Annotated in this window: 13 protein-coding genes; 5 read left to right on the plus strand and 8 right to left on the minus strand. The window is 35.7% G+C overall.

Going from position 1 to position 16,647, the window contains the following annotated elements:
* The first annotated feature begins 45 nt into the window (after positions 1–45).
* Both MZO21_RS10565 and dusA read left to right on the plus strand, forming a co-directional pair.
* Positions 46–1,230, plus strand: a complete 1,185-nt coding sequence (locus MZO21_RS10565; RefSeq protein WP_248103585.1) for an MFS transporter — start codon at positions 46–48, stop codon at positions 1,228–1,230.
* 80 nt (positions 1,231–1,310) lie between these two features.
* Complete coding sequence (gene dusA, locus MZO21_RS10570) at positions 1,311–2,318, plus strand: tRNA dihydrouridine(20/20a) synthase DusA (RefSeq protein ID WP_248103583.1); 1,008 nt, start codon at positions 1,311–1,313, stop codon at positions 2,316–2,318.
* A gap of 75 nt (positions 2,319–2,393) precedes the next feature.
* On the opposite strand, the gene MZO21_RS10575 is transcribed toward dusA, so the two are convergent.
* Entirely contained in the window at positions 2,394–2,822 is a 429-nt protein-coding gene (locus tag MZO21_RS10575; RefSeq protein WP_248103580.1) for a hypothetical protein, read from the minus strand.
* 220 nt (positions 2,823–3,042) lie between these two features.
* On the opposite strand from MZO21_RS10575, the gene MZO21_RS10580 reads away from it, so the two are divergent.
* Positions 3,043–3,807 carry an IS5 family transposase gene (locus MZO21_RS10580; RefSeq protein ID WP_152874452.1) on the plus strand — a complete coding sequence of 255 codons (765 nt, stop codon included), beginning with the start codon at positions 3,043–3,045 and terminating at the stop codon, positions 3,805–3,807.
* A 79-nt stretch (positions 3,808–3,886) separates the two neighbouring features.
* On the opposite strand, the gene MZO21_RS10585 is transcribed toward MZO21_RS10580, so the two are convergent.
* From MZO21_RS10585 to MZO21_RS10615, 7 genes are all read right to left on the minus strand, one after another.
* The gene (locus MZO21_RS10585) at positions 3,887–4,654 is read right to left on the minus strand and encodes a tRNA threonylcarbamoyladenosine dehydratase (RefSeq protein ID WP_248103825.1); all 768 of its coding nucleotides are present in this window, start codon (positions 4,652–4,654) and stop codon (positions 3,887–3,889) included.
* A gap of 100 nt (positions 4,655–4,754) precedes the next feature.
* Complete coding sequence (locus tag MZO21_RS10590; protein ID WP_248103822.1) at positions 4,755–5,576, minus strand: TatD family hydrolase; 822 nt, start codon at positions 5,574–5,576, stop codon at positions 4,755–4,757.
* A gap of 3 nt (positions 5,577–5,579) precedes the next feature.
* Positions 5,580–6,527: an RsiV family protein gene (locus tag MZO21_RS10595; RefSeq protein WP_248103819.1), complete on the minus strand. Its 948-nt coding sequence runs from the start codon at positions 6,525–6,527 to the stop codon at positions 5,580–5,582.
* A gap of 66 nt (positions 6,528–6,593) precedes the next feature.
* Positions 6,594–7,403 carry a hypothetical protein gene (locus MZO21_RS10600; protein ID WP_248103816.1) on the minus strand — a complete coding sequence of 270 codons (810 nt, stop codon included), beginning with the start codon at positions 7,401–7,403 and terminating at the stop codon, positions 6,594–6,596.
* 85 nt (positions 7,404–7,488) lie between these two features.
* Positions 7,489–9,081 (minus strand): peptide chain release factor 3, encoded by a 1,593-nt coding sequence (locus MZO21_RS10605; RefSeq protein WP_154771746.1) that lies wholly within the window; start codon positions 9,079–9,081, stop codon positions 7,489–7,491.
* A 148-nt stretch (positions 9,082–9,229) separates the two neighbouring features.
* Positions 9,230–11,287, minus strand: a complete 2,058-nt coding sequence (locus MZO21_RS10610) for a bifunctional diguanylate cyclase/phosphodiesterase (RefSeq protein ID WP_248103813.1) — start codon at positions 11,285–11,287, stop codon at positions 9,230–9,232.
* A 249-nt stretch (positions 11,288–11,536) separates the two neighbouring features.
* Complete coding sequence (locus MZO21_RS10615; RefSeq protein ID WP_248103810.1) at positions 11,537–13,732, minus strand: carboxy terminal-processing peptidase; 2,196 nt, start codon at positions 13,730–13,732, stop codon at positions 11,537–11,539.
* Positions 13,733–13,931: 199 nt separating this feature from the next.
* Here MZO21_RS10615 and nagZ point away from each other — a divergent pair, with 199 nt between their 5' ends.
* Positions 13,932–14,954 (plus strand): beta-N-acetylhexosaminidase, encoded by a 1,023-nt coding sequence (nagZ, locus tag MZO21_RS10620; RefSeq protein ID WP_248103807.1) that lies wholly within the window; start codon positions 13,932–13,934, stop codon positions 14,952–14,954.
* A gap of 209 nt (positions 14,955–15,163) precedes the next feature.
* Positions 15,164–16,429, plus strand: coding sequence for a glutamate-5-semialdehyde dehydrogenase (locus tag MZO21_RS10625; RefSeq protein ID WP_248103805.1), 1,266 nt, complete (start codon positions 15,164–15,166; stop codon positions 16,427–16,429).
* Positions 16,430–16,647: the final 218 nt, after the last annotated feature.

Genomic DNA, 16,647 nt, shown 5'->3' on the forward strand with positions numbered 1-16,647 from the left:
TAACGTCTTTTCATCTCACAAATAAATACGCCCAAAGGAAGTTACATGCAGCCACAAGTTGATATTAGCCAAAATAAAGCCTTACTTTGGTTGATGGCTATTGCCTGTGGACTTTGTGCAGGTGCGAACTACTACAGCCAACCTTTAATTAATTCCATACACGAATACTTTAATGCACCCATCGACCAAGTTGCATTAACTGTCACTTTTGCTCAAGTATCTTATGCACTTGGCTTACTTTTTCTTGTTCCAATTGGCGACATTGTAAATAAAACCAAACTTATTCCTTTTCTGATGTTCATGGCATCAATTGGGTTATTTTTATGTGCATTTTCAGTGAATCTTCCAATGTTATGGATAGGCACAATCATGACAGGATTATTCTCTGTAGCAGCTCAAGTGCTTATCCCATTTGCCACAATGAGTGTTGCGCCTAAAAAAATTGGTGAAGTTGTTGGCTTACTCATGAGTGGCTTATTGGTTGGTATTTTACTTTCAACAAGCTTGGCAGGATTACTTTCAAACTTATTTAATTGGAAAGTAATTTATCTTGTAAGTGCCGTACTCATGCTCATTATTGCAGTATTACTTACAACTCGTTTGCCTCACTTAGCTATTACTAAAATGAGCTATGGAAAAATCTTTGGCTCAATGCTGTTTTTATTGAAGAATGAGCCACGCCTAAGATATCGCTCTTTAACTGGTGGTTTTGCATTTGCATCAATGAGTGTTCTTTTTTCAACAATTGCATTATTGCTTAAATCATCATTTGGTTTATCTGACATGATGGTGGGCATGGTGACATTGGTTGGTATTTTCGGTGCACTTTCAACAAAAAGAATTGGTAAATTTGCAGATCGTGGTTATACAAAAACAATTACTTGGGCAGGTATTTCAACTTTAGCCATAAGCTGGTTTTTCCTTTATTTCGGTCAATATTCACTTATTAGCTATATTGTTGGATTTGGACTTATAAATTTTGGATTAGTCCTTGTTCATACAGGTAATCAAAATATTATTTTCCGTTTACGTGAAGATTCTAAATCTAGAATTAACTCTATTTACATGACCATGTACTTTATTGGTGGAGCGACTGGTTCAGCACTAGGTGTGTATGCTTGGCGACACGGCGGTTGGGAAGGAAGCTGTATTGTAGGAATTTGCTTAGTCGCTCTTTCTGCATGTTTTGCATTTTTGGATAAGCTATTTTTAAAAAGAACTCACATTTGAATATTCTCTTAATTTCAAAATTAGATTTTTTTTATAAACACCGTATAATTCGCACTCTTGTTGTTTAATTTAGGTTTCTTATGTCATCAATCCAATCTTTAACGCCACGTATATCTGTAGCACCTATGATGGATTGGACAACAAAAGACTATCGTTTTTTTGCACGCCTATTTAATCCTAATATCATCATGTACACCGAAATGGTAACCACGGGTGCAATTTTATTTGGTGGTGCAAACCGACATTTGGACTACAACAACGAAGAACATCCTATTGTTTTACAACTTGGTGGTTCTAACCCTAAAGACCTAGCGACTTGTAGCAAAATGGCTCAAGACTGGGGCTATGATGAAGTGAACTTAAACGTTGGTTGCCCAAGTGACCGCGTACAAAACAATAAAATCGGGGCATGCTTAATGGCAGAGCCCGACCTTGTTGCAGAATGTATTGCTGAAATGCGTAATGCAGTTGATATTCCTGTTACGGTAAAACACCGTATTGGAATCGATAACATGCAATCCTATGAAGAAATGTTGCACTTTGTCGATACTGTTGCAAAAACAGGATGCGACAATTTTATTGTTCATGCGCGTATCGCACTACTACAAGGTTTATCACCAAAAGAAAACCGTGATGTTCCACCTTTGCGCTATGAAGATGTTTATCGTTTAAAACAAGATCGTCCTCATTTGCTTATTGAACTTAACGGCGGGGTTAAAACTTTTGCCGAAACTCAAGAACATTTAAAACATGTAGATGGCGTGATGATTGGTCGTGAGGCTTATCACAATCCATATTTATTGGCTGAATTAGGTCAATTGTGGAATTTAGATATGCCTAATCGTTTTGAAATTATGGATCAAATGATGCCTTATATTGCAAAACGTATGGAAGAAGGCGCACCTCTTTCAATTATCACCCGTCATATTTTGGGGTTATTCCAAAACTTACCGGGCGCACGTAAATGGCGTCAGTCTTTAAGCGGTGGTAATGCAAAAACCTTTGCCGATGTTGAAAATGCAATTGCCAATATTAAAGAAGCAATGCAACGTACTGAAGAATACATTCAAAATAAACAGGCAGAATAATTCATTATCTTGTCTAGTAAATAAAAAGTGGATAAGTTTGAACTTATCCACTTTTTTTAAACTTTAAAACTAAACTTATTGATAACCATCTTCTGAACGGTCTACTTCAATACGATATAAACGTGTACCTTGTTTTGCATAAATTAAACGACCCGTATTTTTATAATAAGTTTGGGTACGATATGTGTCTTGTGAAAATGCGCCAGCAACAGGAATCCAAGCTTTACCTGTTTGATAAGAACGTGAATCTGATGGCATACCCACTAAATCTTCAACTTGGCGTTTTGACATACCAATTTTTAGTTTTGAAAATTTAGTACCAGCAGCACTCCCTACAATCTCACCAGTATAACTACCATCTGTTGATACTACTTTTTGCGTACTAGAAGATGATTTTTGCGTAGCAGGTTGTGCTTTAGACGTTGAATTTTGCTGTGTTGTTGGCATAGATGAACATGCTGTTAACACTATTCCTACACCCAAAGCTAAAATCGCTTTATACATTTCAATTACCCCTAAATAATATTTTTTAATAAGAATTAATCAATAACTTTTACTTGATAATTCAACTATTATTTAGGCATGTAACATAATAATCCTCAATGGTTTTATGTGCCATTTAGCATTATTTTTCATGTATTTAATTAGGGTCTGTTGACATTTTCTGTTCAAAAAAATAGCGAGAAAGTAAAATTTAATCGCCAAACCAAATTTACTTCTCGCTATGCCTCGTACAATGCTGAATGATCAACACTGGTCTAAGTTACTTTCTATTTTCCGAAATTTTGATATCTATTTCAAATCTAATTTGAGAAATTTTGTCGAAGCAATACTTTATAGAATAAGAACAGGCTGCCCATGGCGTGATTTGCCTAAAGAATTTGGTTCGTATAACTCAATCTTTAAAAAATATAATCGTTGGTGTAAAAATGATAAGTTAATGAAAATATTTAAATTAATTTCTTCAAATGCTGATATGGAATGGGTTTTTATTGATGGTAGTCATGTTCGGGCACACCAACATTCTGCTGGAATAAAAGATCAGGATATTTCTAAAAGCATTGGTGGAAATAGTTCTAAAATACACTTAGCTGTTGATGCGGATGGCAATCCAATCGAAATTATTATCTCCGATGGAACGATACATGATGTCAAGATTGCTCCCAAAATGATTGAAAAACTTGATTTGAGCGAAACGGAAGTATGTTGTGCAGACAAAGGATATGACTCTGAATCATTAAGAGAACAAATATCTGCGAAAAAAACTAAAGCGAATATTCCAAGAAAAGCAAATACTCAGTCAAATAATGATCATATGGATTGGCATTTCTATAAAATCAGACACTTAGTTGAGAATGCATTTTGTAGGTTAAAGCAGTTCAGAGGAATAGCAACACGATATGATAAGCTAAAGTGTAGCTATGAGGGGGCAGTTGCATTAGCTTGTATATTTATTTGGCTACCTTTATCGGGTAAATTCTATACTTGAAATGTCAACAGACCCTAATACTTACACAATGTTTTTTACAAAAAATTTTAAAATTATTTAATTAAAAAATCGAAGCTTATTACTTCGATTTTTTTTGATCTAGTTTTTTCAGAACTTCCGCAACAGCAATCATTGCAAAACTTGAAGTTACAACAACAGCAGAACCATAACCACCACAGCGTAATCCTGCACTTGGGCATACATCAGCACTCGAAAATGGATTATCAATAGAGTAAACGCAAGTTATACCAAATTTCTCTTTTGGCTTTTTACAAATACCTTTACTACGTAATTGAGTACGCAATTTTGCAAGCATTGGGTCTTGTTCAGTTTTAGATAAATCTGCAACTCTAATTTTTAAAGGATCAAGTTTTCCACCTGCCCCACCAGACACTATTAGTGGAATTTTATTAAAACGACAATGAAGCATTAAAGCCAATTTTGCTTTTACATCATCAATGCAATCTAAAATTAAATCTGGTGTATTTTTTAAAATTTCTTTTATATTTTCAGGTGTTAAGTAATCATCAATTAAATTAATTTTAATTCTAGGATTAATCAAACGACAACGCTCTGCCATCACTTCAATTTTTTCATGTCCTAAAGTAGATGTCATCGCAGGTAATTGACGATTAATATTTGATGCAGCAACCACATCCATATCAACCAAAGTAAGTTCGCCAATTCCTGTTCTTGCCAAAGCCTCAACAGCCCACGACCCTACCCCACCAATTCCAATGACCATCACATGACTTTTTTCATAATGATTAAAGGAATCATCGCCATAAATTTTGGCTACACCAGCAAAACGGCGATCGTATTCATCATCTTGGAGAAGTTCAGTCATTGCGCTATAAAATCTAAATTTAAACTGTGCTTATTTTACTGTGTTTCGTATCTTTCGTCTTGCTTATCGACTTCAATTTCTTTACAGAACATTGACTAAATTATGCTGTAAGGTTCAAGGCTTGAAATGAATTCTGCCAAAGCTGTTCTGCTAACTTTTCTTTATCTACATTTAAAGTTTGTGCCAAACCATCTAAAACATAAGGTAAATTCACAGGCGTATTTCTTGTTTTAGTACCATTAGATGCTTGGCAACATAGCGGTGTCATGTCAGGACAATCTGTTTCTAGTACAAGATTTTCCATGCCAATTGCATGCACAACTTGGTGTATTTTTTTTGCGTTAGGATTGGTAATTTGGCCTGTAACACCTATTTTAAAACCTAATTTAACGAAGGCTTTTGCTTCTTCTACACCACCACTAAATGCATGAGCAATACCACCATTTTTAAAGTGTTGATGCTTCAAAATAGCCAAAACATCAGCATGAGATTTTCGAATATGCAACAAAATAGGTTTATCAAATTGCTGTGCTAAATCGATTTGAGCTGTAAAAAAATCTTTTTGTTTTTGATAAATTTCAGGCACTTTATGTTGCTTTAAAAAAGTATCTAAACCAATTTCCCCTATCGCTACACAATTTTCCATTTTCAATAATTGCGCTAAGGAATCTAAATGCTGAACTTGATGATCTTCAATATAAAAAGGATGTAAGCCTGGCGCAAAATGGCTTTGAGGAGATAATTCCAAGCCATTTAAAAAGTGATGTGTTTTGAGTAAATCATGAAATCTAGATTCTAAAAAACCAATCAAAATTAAATGTTCTACATCACGGCTTTTTGCTGCATATGCAAGTTGCTCCCGATCTTCATCAAAGTCAGGCACATCAAAATGCGTATGCGTATCAAAAAGCCGAATGCTCATATTTTATTTCATTGCTTTAGCCGCAACGTCACTCGCTGCATTTGAAACTTTAGCCGATTCAGGTAAATATTTGGCTTGAATAATGCCATTGAGTTGATCGTATGGAATGACTAAGCGTGGCAATCCCACAACATAAGGACCAATTTCATATTCACTATATTGTAAAATTAAGCCTTTTTTACCTAAGTTGAAATTATCAGATAATTTAAACTTCCAAGCTTGCTCATATTCATCAATATTGGTTGCAATTTCAGACTCTACAATCCACGCTTTGAATGCTTCATACGCTTTTGCATCAAGCTGTTCCAGTTTATCTTTCTCAACAATATCACTTAAAGTTACTTGTTTTTGGGTGTCCAAATCAAAATTAAAATACGTTTGAGATGAAGATCCGTGCGCTCCGCCCAAGTAATTACTGCTATTCAGTACAACTGTTACTAAAGAACCATCAGAATTCAAAATTTTAGGCTTAATCATTAAGCTAATACTATGATTTGCACTTAAAGCTTTAATTTCAGCATCTAAATCTAAAAAGGCTTTTGTATAAGGTGCAACTTTTTCCTCAAGCGCCATTTTAGGAGTTTTAACATCTTTCACGCTTAATGCCGAACTTGCTTCAACAGCAGATGCACTATTTTCTTGATGATCTTCATTTGGTGCAAGCGTTACAACTTCTTTTAAAATCTCTAAAATCTTTTGATCAATCACTTGATCAATAAACTTTTGATTACTACTCAAACGCTCAATGTCAAGCTCAGGACAGTTTTTGTCTTTGCATTCAGGTAAGTTTAAAGACAGCTTTTCTCTATCGCCCACAAGTTCAATTTTTTGTTGATCTACTTGAGTTTGTTGAGAATCTTCTTGTTTTTCCGTTTGCTTTGGTTGACACGCACCTAATGAAATTGCGATTGCCAACGTACTCATAACGAATATAGTTTTGTTTTTTAACATTGAGTAAACCTACTTTTTATCTTTCAATTATTTAATGCAATATCAAATAATTATTCATACCTGAAACTAAAACATATTTTCATAGATTACAGGTTTTACAACTTGTTGAGTTTGTGCTTTAGTTAAGTAAATATCAAGTTGTTGTGCATCTTTAACAATTTCATTTGTTCTAAAGTGTAAACCAAGACCTTCATGATCAAAGAACCAATCCGCTTGCCCCCATAACAGCTTTTTAGGCGCTATTTCTTTAACAGATGGAATTTGTTTTTCTAGCCATTCTTGATACGCTTTTTGCACAAAATCATTCATATTGACTTGCTGTTTTGCATCAATAACATCTAATATTTTAAGTGCTTTTTGTTGTTTTCGATCTGCTGCAAAAAAGTAATAACGTTCAGTAGTATTTACACCGTCTTGCTTTGAGTCTAAACCTATTTGCAACAGAAGATACTGATTTCGTTGATACGCCATGCGTGTATACACAGTCAACTCATACGCTTTATTAGTTTTTTCTTCGGCTTGCCATGCATCCGATTTTTTTACATAAGCATTAATAGCTTGCTGTAAATTCATGTTTTGATTTAAACCAATTTGATCTTGAATGACCGTGGCTTGATTCTTTTCAATCCATGAATTCAACCAAGTGTCTTGGGTTTGAATGGTTTGAATATCGACATCTATACAGTTTTTATTTTCACAAAATGGTAAGGCAAAATTGGCACTTTGTTGTTTAATATTTAAATATGGCAATATATCTGGATTCGATGAATGCGCAGATTCATTTTGTTCTTGGTCTGTTTTTTCAGACGATGAGTCACATGCACTTAAAGCTAAACTAGTTGCAATAATCGTTACCAATAAAAGCTTTTTATACATCTAAACTTCTCTTCTTTATTTTAAAAATCACGTTACATAATAAAACAGCTTCCATTGGAAGCTGTTCATTTTTCATATCAAAATATTAATGTTCACGTGTATTACGGAACTGAATATCTGGATATCTTTCTTGCATTAACTGTAAATTTACACGACTTGGTGCAAGATACGTTAAGTGACCACCACCATCTACAGACAATTGGTCATGTGCTTTTTTCTTAAATTCGTTGAATTTCTTTTCATCATCACATGAAACCCAACGCACTGTATTAATATTTACAGGCTCGTACACGCAATCTACTTTGTATTCTTCTTTCAAGCGATATGCAACCACTTCAAATTGAAGTACACCCACAGCACCAACAATTAAGTCATTACTGTTTTGTGGCATAAATACTTGCGTTGCGCCTTCTTCTGAAAGTTCTTTCAAACCTTTTTGCAATTGTTTAGATTTCAAAGGATCTTTCAAACGAACACGGCGGAACATTTCAGGTGCAAAGTGAGGAATACCTGTAAATTGTAATTTTTCACCTGAAGTGAATGTATCACCAATTTGAATGGTACCGTGGTTATGCAAACCAATAATATCACCCGGCCAAGCTTCCTCTAAATGCTGACGATCGCCCGCTAAAAACGTCAGTGCATCACTAATACGCACATCTTTATCTAAGCGAACATGCTTCATTTTCAAGCCTTTTTCATAACGACCTGAACAAATACGCATGAATGCAATACGGTCACGATGCTTCGGATCCATATTCGCTTGAATTTTAAATACAAAACCAGTAAAGCCTTCTTCTGTTGCTTCCACAATACGGTCAGCTGTTGGATGAGCTTTTGGTTCAGGCGCATATAGACTAAATGCATCTAGCACATGATCTACACCAAAGTTACCTAAAGCTGTACCAAATAATACAGGTGTTTGACGACCCGCAAGGAATTCTTCACGATCTAACGGATCATTTGCCATTTGCACAAGTTCTAAAGACTCTTCAAATGCAGCCCAAGCAAGTTCACCTACTTTTTCACGTAAATCTGCATGGTCATAGCCATCGCGTACTTCAATGTCTGTAATAACCGAACCAAAGCCAGCTTTATATACATAAAACTTTTCTTCAATTAAGTTATACACGCCTGCAAAATCACGACCTGTACCTAAAGGCCATGTTAATGGAACGCATTTAATTTTTAGGACATTTTCAATTTCATCTAGAAGTTCTAATGGCTCACGAATTTCACGGTCCATTTTGTTCACAAATGAAATAATTGGTGTGTCACGCATGCGACACACTTCCATTAATTTAATGGTACGGTCTTCGACACCTTTTGCACCATCAATCACCATTAATGCAGAGTCTACTGCTGTTAATGTACGGTAGGTATCTTCAGAGAAATCTTCATGCCCTGGTGTATCAAGCAGGTTGATCATTTTGTCTTTAAATGGGAACTGCATAACAGATGTGGTAATAGAAATACCACGTTCTTTTTCCATTTCCATCCAATCCGATGTTGCAGCACGATCAGATTTACGGCTTTTTACCATACCCGCAACTTGAATGGCTTGACCCCACAATAACAGCTTTTCTGTCATTGTTGTTTTACCAGCATCGGGGTGGGAAATAATAGCGAAGGTACGTCGTTGAGCGACTTGTTCCGCTAGTTCTTGTTTAAAGCTCATGAAATACACCTACTGCAGATAATCGCAGTGTAAAGATCAATACGATCAATATGAAAAATTGGCGATATTGTATCTGATTATCGGTTTTTCATCCATGATGTTATGTAGGCTAAATTTTGGATTTTTTATTGCAATAAAGTTAGCAGTGTCATTTTTCTAACTCTTCAACAGGCATAGGTTTACCCAGTAAAAAACCTTGGAGTTGGTGACACCCAAGACGCTTTAGTACATCTTTTTGGAATTCCGTTTCAACACCCTCAGCTGTAACTATTAAGCCTAAATTTGTTGCCAACTTAACAATACTTTCTAAAATAATTTCATCTTTACTGTTTTGTTCTAAGTCTTTAATAAAGGCACGATCAATTTTCAACTCATCTACAGGCAATTGTTTTAAATACAAGAAACTTGAATGCCCTGTACCAAAATCATCAATTGCTAATTTAATACCCATTTGTCGTAATCTAAGAAAACTACGTAAACTCGTATCTACATTGTGCATTGCTGTAGATTCGGTAATTTCTATCATTAAACGATCGCTTTTAATTTCATAGCGACTAAATAGATTCTCTAGAATTGAAAATAAATGTTTATGCTCAAATTGAATCGCTGACAAATTTACAGCCAATGGGAAAAATTGCTTTTGATTGGCATTTTCCCAAATTTGAATTTGCTTACAAGCCTGCTCTAAAGCCCAATATCCCATTTGAATGATGAGACCAGTTTTCTCTGCACCATGAATAAACATGTTAGGTCCTAATAGGCCATGTATAGGATGGTTCCAGCGAATCAGCGCTTCAACTCCACAAATCTCTTCAGTATTTGTAATAAATTTTGGTTGATAAAACAAAGTAAATTGTTGCTCTTCTACTGCTTTATATAAATCATTAATTAATTTTGTTTGACTTTTAGATTCAGACTGAACATCACTATAACTAAAGATGCTATAGGTATTTCGTCCTTGCTTTTTAGAATGCAACATCGCTGAATCTGCATTCATCATGAGGTCTTGCAAGTTATTACCATGTTCAGGAAATATTGCTATGCCAATACTAATCGACATATTAATTTCCTTTCCTGCAATCAAGAAACCCTCTTGAACAATTTGGTGTGTGCGTTCTGCTGTATAAGTTGCATACTCAATAGTTGAGTCTTCAATCACAAGTAAAAATTCATCTCCACCAATCCGCATGAGTTTTTCATTGCTTGCGAGTTGTTTATGAATTCTATTTGCAACTTGTATAAGTAATTGATCGCCAATATGATGCCCAAAAACATCATTTACAGCTTTAAAGCGATCTATATCAATATATAAAAATGCACTCTTTCCTCTACTCAAACGCTGTTGGGAGAAAAGAAGATTTGCATATTCCGTAAGGAATAATCGGTTCGGTAATTTTGTTAAATTATCTTGTAAAGCTTGGCTTGCTAAGTCTTTATTTAAATTTAATAATTCCTTATTACGCTCTTCTAGCCGTTGTTCTAATAAGGTAATAATAAATGAAACCGCCAATACAAGACTGGTCACAAATACAATTAAGAAAAAAATGATACCTTGATTTTGCTGTACAACAACTTCAGCACTGGTTGCAGAATTCAAATGAAATGATACAGCAGCCATCCCTGTGTAATGCATTCCGACAATCGTGAATGCCATCATTACAGCCAGTAAAAGCTTATACCAAGATTTATTCAGAACCGCATTTTTATATTTAAATAACAGCCAAAAAGTAATACCTGAACCAAAAATAGCAATCAGAACAGAACATGTAACAATCAATAAATTATAAAAACTTGAATAACCATCAATAATCAACCCCATCATTCCTAAGTAATGCATACCAGAAATTCCAAGCCCCATGAGTACGGAACCTAGCATGAGTTTTGGGGTCGTAAGAGTTGCTTGTGAGGTAAGCCAAACAGCAAAAGAAGATGCAATAAATGCGATGAGTAATGAAACAATGGTTAGCGTGTAATCGAAGTAATAACCGCTTGGTAAATGACACGCAAGCATGCCAATAAAATGCATGAGCCAAATTGCAATACCAAAGAAAAACCCACTTAACAGAATTGAAACTTTTTGATAACTTATATTATTTTTAATATTTCGTGGAATTGCACTTTCTACAGATAAAGCAATATAGCAAGCTAAAATAGAAATAACTATTGAGCCTATAACCAAATCGACATCATAGTGAAGTGGAAGCATAGCCCGCCTCTATATTTATCTTATTTTTATTTTGCACTCTGTCCAATATACGTACTCATCTAATAAATGTAAAAAACTTTCGTAAAGGATTATAAATACAAAATCTAAACTTAGAATGTTATATAACTTACTGAAGGTCAAGAATTTATCATATATATTGCTACATATTAATACTTATAACTCAAAAATAGCTACAGAGTAAATATAACGTTCAAAAGAAGACCAGCATATTGCTGGTCTTCTTTGTACTTATTTCACAACTGCGTTTTTATTTAACTGATGATAATCAAATAAAACATTTGCAGCTTCTGTTACAAAAGCTTCCTCCTCAGCTAATGGCGGGCGCTTATTGGCCTTCATTTTCGCTCTAGATTCAGCTAAAGCATCTAAAGAAGCTTGATAACTTTCCCAATTCGCATGTGGTTTTAACCCTGTTTCCTGACGACGTAAGTTTTCAGCTTCTAAGGTTTGCTTCTCAAGTGCTTTTAATTCAGCTTTACGCTGATCAATATCTAGCACAGTGGTTTTCTTATCATCCGCTTTCTTAGAAATTACGGTACGTTTTTCTAAATATTTAAATTGAGGATCAAGCCTAACGCGTTGCTGAGACAACTTTGTTAACTCAGAAATATATGGCTGAACAGAACCTTCACGTTTAAAAGGTGCCGTTGGAATAGTATCCCACTCTAAAGCATTTTTAGATTTACGTTCACCAAATGCCTCATTGTAAATATCGACCAATTTAATATCTGGTACAACACCTTTATTTTGCGTACTTCCACCTGTAATTCTATAGAATTTACGCTGAGTTAATGTTGCTTGACCATGTGCTAAATTATCTAACTGAACTTGCGCAGTCCCCTTACCTGTTGTAGTACTGCCAATCACAATACCACGCTCATAATCTTGAATTGCAGCAGAGTAAATTTCACTTGCAGAAGCAGAAGCCAGGTTAATCATGACAGCCAATGGACCTGCATAAGTTTGCGCACCGCCATCGGTATCTTCAAAGACATTTACATTGCCGTTGCCATCACGAATTTGAACAACAGGACCAGACTTAATCACCTGACCAAGCATACGTGCAACTTCTTCTAATGAACCACCTGGGTTATTACGCAAGTCAATTAAAATACCATCGACATTTTGAGCTGCTAAAGATTTCAATGCATTATTAGTATCTTCAGAAACAGAACGATATTCTGTACCTGCTCTACGAGCACGATAATTTAAATAGAACGATGGAATTTCAATTACACCATAAGCATGTTTTTTACCATCTCGCGTAATTTCGACTGTACGTGAACGCACACCTGAATCTTCCTCTTGAATCACATCACGCACCAACGGAACTGTACGCGCTTGATTCATCGATGCGCCTGCACCAAGCAACTGAATTGTTACTTTTGTGCCACGTTTACCACGAATTAAACCTACAATTTCATTGCTTGGCCAACCAATTACATCCACCATTTTCTCGCCATCTTGGGCAACCCCAATAATGCGATCTCCAGATTTGATTTGTCCCGATTTACTTGCAGGACCACCTTCTACAATGGTTTCAATTTTGGTGTAATCTTCATTGCCACGCTCAGGTCGAATAGAAACCCCAATCCCTTCTAATTGCAATGTCGTTTGACGATTCAACTCCATCGCATCTACAGGTGGGAAATAGTTACTATGCGGATCGTAAGTTAAAGTCATCGCATTTAATGTTTTATCTAAAACATCATCGCTCTTCACACGGCTCATGCGTTCAAGCTGACGCGTGTATCGTTTCGTCAATGTTTGAACTGGTGTTAAATCTTCTGGGCCTGTTAAATCTTGACCATTTGCAAGCTCAGGATTTTCTTTTAAAGCTTTTTGTTTCGCCTGCTCTTCTTCTTTACTAATCGTTAAATTAATAAGCTGCGAAACTAGCATTTTATTCCAATGTGCTTTTTGTTCCGCTTCTGTTTTAAAGAATGGCGCTTTTTCTCGATCAGTTTCAATAACCACATTCGGTTGATTCAAGTTCTGCGGCTTTTTCAACTCTGCCAACATATATTCATAGAACTGCTTTAAACGATTACGATATTGTTCATGAATAATATATGGCCCAGACAAGTCACCTGCTTTTAATGCAGCACCCAAAGTCGCACCGTAGCTTTTTTGATATTTTTCAATTTCTGGTGCTAAAAATAATGTGTGTTCAGGATCTAAACTATCAAGATAAAAATCGAGAATACGCTTAGAAGTCTCCGCATCTAAACGTTGATTTAAATAATGTTGTCGATCTACCAAAGTTGCCAATTGACGAGAAACTAAAGCCTGTTCTTGAGTCGGAACGATTTTTTTAGTTGTAGCCGCCGTTTCAGTTGCAGCAACAGCCTCATTAATGACATGGCTAAAGAAAAAGCCACCCGTTGCTATTGCAACTGCACATGCGATTGTTTGAAGTTTCATAAATAATTTGTACTTCCTTGGTATTTTGACCAAATTTCTGTGCCTATTTTGTCTTGAAATTGGATATATTCAATGACTTAAACAGCTTAACTTAATTTTATAATGTAGTTTTATCATAAACTGTGCTGACAAAATGTAGCAAATCATTGCAAAATTCGGTTATTGTTTTTCATGAAAAACTCCAAAAACGGATACCGATATGATTGGCGCATTGATGCTCGACATCGCTGGCACAGAACTTACTCAAGAAGATATTCAACTATTACAAACTCCGCAAGTCGGTGGTGTCATTTTATTTGGGCGAAATATTGAATCGCCAAAGCAAGTTCGTGCGCTAACAGACCATATGCGACAAATTCGACCTGAAATTTTAATTGCAGTCGATCAAGAAGGTGGGCGTGTACAACGCCTTAGAAAAGGCTTTACCTTACTTCCTGCAATGGGTCGTTTTGGTGAGCTGTATAAAACTAATCCGAATAAAGCTTTAGATTTAACTGAACAATGTGGATGGTTAATGGCAACGGAAGTACTTGCTGTTGGCATCGACTTTAGTTTTGCACCTGTTTTGGACTTAAATGACATTAGTGATGTTATTGGTGACCGTAGTTTTGCCACAAATATTGATGACATCATTCCACTTGCTGAAGCCTTCTTAAAAGGCATGAAACGTGCAGGAATGGCATCTACAGGTAAGCATTTCCCTGGACACGGTTCGGTAAAAGCAGATTCACATGTTGCCGCAGCAATCGATTCGCGCTCATTTGAAGAAATTCAACAAAAAGACATGCAAACATTTATTCAACTTAAACCACAGTTAGATGCATTAATGCCTGCACATGTGATTTACGACAAAGTAGACCCAAATCCTGCTGGTTTTTCTGAGTTTTGGATTCAGCAAGTTTTACGCAAAGATTTAGATTTTGATGGTGTGCTTTTCTCTGATGATTTAAGTATGCAAGCAGCATGTGTTGCGGGTGGCGCAGATTCACGTATTCAAGCTGCTTTAAAAGCGGGTTGCGATATGGGCTTAGTCTGCAATGACCGTGAAGCACAATGTATCGCTTTAGAAGGAATTGTAGATTTACCATTACCCAACCAAGCACGTTTAGAACGCATGCGTGGTCGTATTCCAGATATTAAAATTGACGATGAGCTTGCGCTAGGCGATGAATGGTTAAAAGTTAGAGACAATATTGTCGCATTCAAGAATTCATTAGATTAACCATTTTAAAGAGCATCTTCGGATGCTCTTTTTATAAATAATAGATGCTAAAAATATTATAAAACTTTAAATTTCATGTATTTTCCAAATATATAAATCAAAAACATTATCTCAACAGTATGATTCATTGTATTTTTCTTGATTGATGCTTCATTGTCCTGCTTAGGACTGTTAATATCGAGTAGAAATTTCTAAGTGATCAAACCGCTATGCAAGAGTCTATTGAACAATATATGCAAACGGTAGGACAACAAGCTCGCAAAGCATCACGCGTGCTCGCAAGTGCCTCTACCCAAGCAAAGAATAACGCTTTATCTGCAATTTATACTGCTTTACAAAACAGTGAATCTGCAATTTTAGCTGCTAATCAAATTGATATGACCAAAGCACATGCCAACAATTTGGACAGTGCCTTACTTGATCGCTTAGAACTTACACCCACACGCTTTCAAGGCATGTTAGATGGCTTAAAAGATGTCATTGGACTTGCTGACCCTATTGGTCAAATTACAGATATGGCATACCGTCCATCAGGTATTCACCTAGGTAAAATGCGCGTACCTTTAGGCGTTGTCGGTATGATTTACGAATCTCGTCCAAACGTAACTTTAGAAGCTGCTTCGCTTGCGCTTAAATCTGGTAATGCCATTATTTTACGTGGTGGCTCAGAAGCACTTGAATCGAATAAAGCCATTGCTGAAGCGGTTCAGCACGGTTTAAAAACTGCAGGTTTACCTGAAAATTCTGTACAAGTGATTAATACTTCAGATCGTGCGGCTGTAGGTCAACTCATTACCCTAACCGAATTTGTGGATGTGATTATTCCACGTGGCGGCAAAGGCTTAATTGAACGTATTACTAACGATGCTCGCATTCCTGTTATTAAACATTTAGATGGTAATTGCCACGTATTTGTTGAAGCACAAGCAGACTTTAACAAAGCACTTCCCATTGCCTTAAATGCCAAAACACATCGTTATGGCGTATGTAATGCAATGGAAACTTTGCTTGTAGATGAAAAAGTTGCAGCTGAGTTTTTACCTCAAGTAGCAAAACTTTATGCAGAAAAACAAGTTGAGCTTCGTGGTTGCCCAGAAACTCAAAAAATCCTTGGAAGTACTGTTATTGCAGCAACTGAAGAAGATTGGTACACAGAGTATTTAGGACCAATTCTAGCTGTTAAAGTTGTTTCAGGTATGGATGAAGCAATTGATCATATTAATAAATATGGTTCACATCACACAGATTCAATTATTACTGAAAACTTTAGTCTTGCACGCCAATTCCTTGCTTGCGTAGATTCAAGCTCTGTCATGATCAATGCATCAACTCGCTTTGCAGATGGCTTTGAATATGGCTTAGGTGCTGAAATTGGTATTTCTACAGACAAAATTCATGCACGTGGCCCAGTGGGTTTAGAAGGTTTAACATCGCAAAAATGGATTGTTTTTGGTGATGGTCAAATTCGCCAATAGATCAAATTCAAGACAAACAAAAAGGGTTAATTTTGAATTAACCCTTTTTTTATTTATTTGAAAAAATAAGTTCATAATTTCATAAGAAATAATTTATAAATTACACCTAATCTATCAAAAATTAATCACATATTATTTTTATGGATATTTTCCAAACTATGCTATGTTAATTGCATGTTTCAAATGAAATACCACTATTTCAGTAATAAATGGAATCA

The sequence above is a fragment of the Acinetobacter portensis genome (assembly GCF_023158935.1).
Classification (GTDB): Bacteria; Pseudomonadota; Gammaproteobacteria; order Pseudomonadales; family Moraxellaceae; genus Acinetobacter; species Acinetobacter faecalis.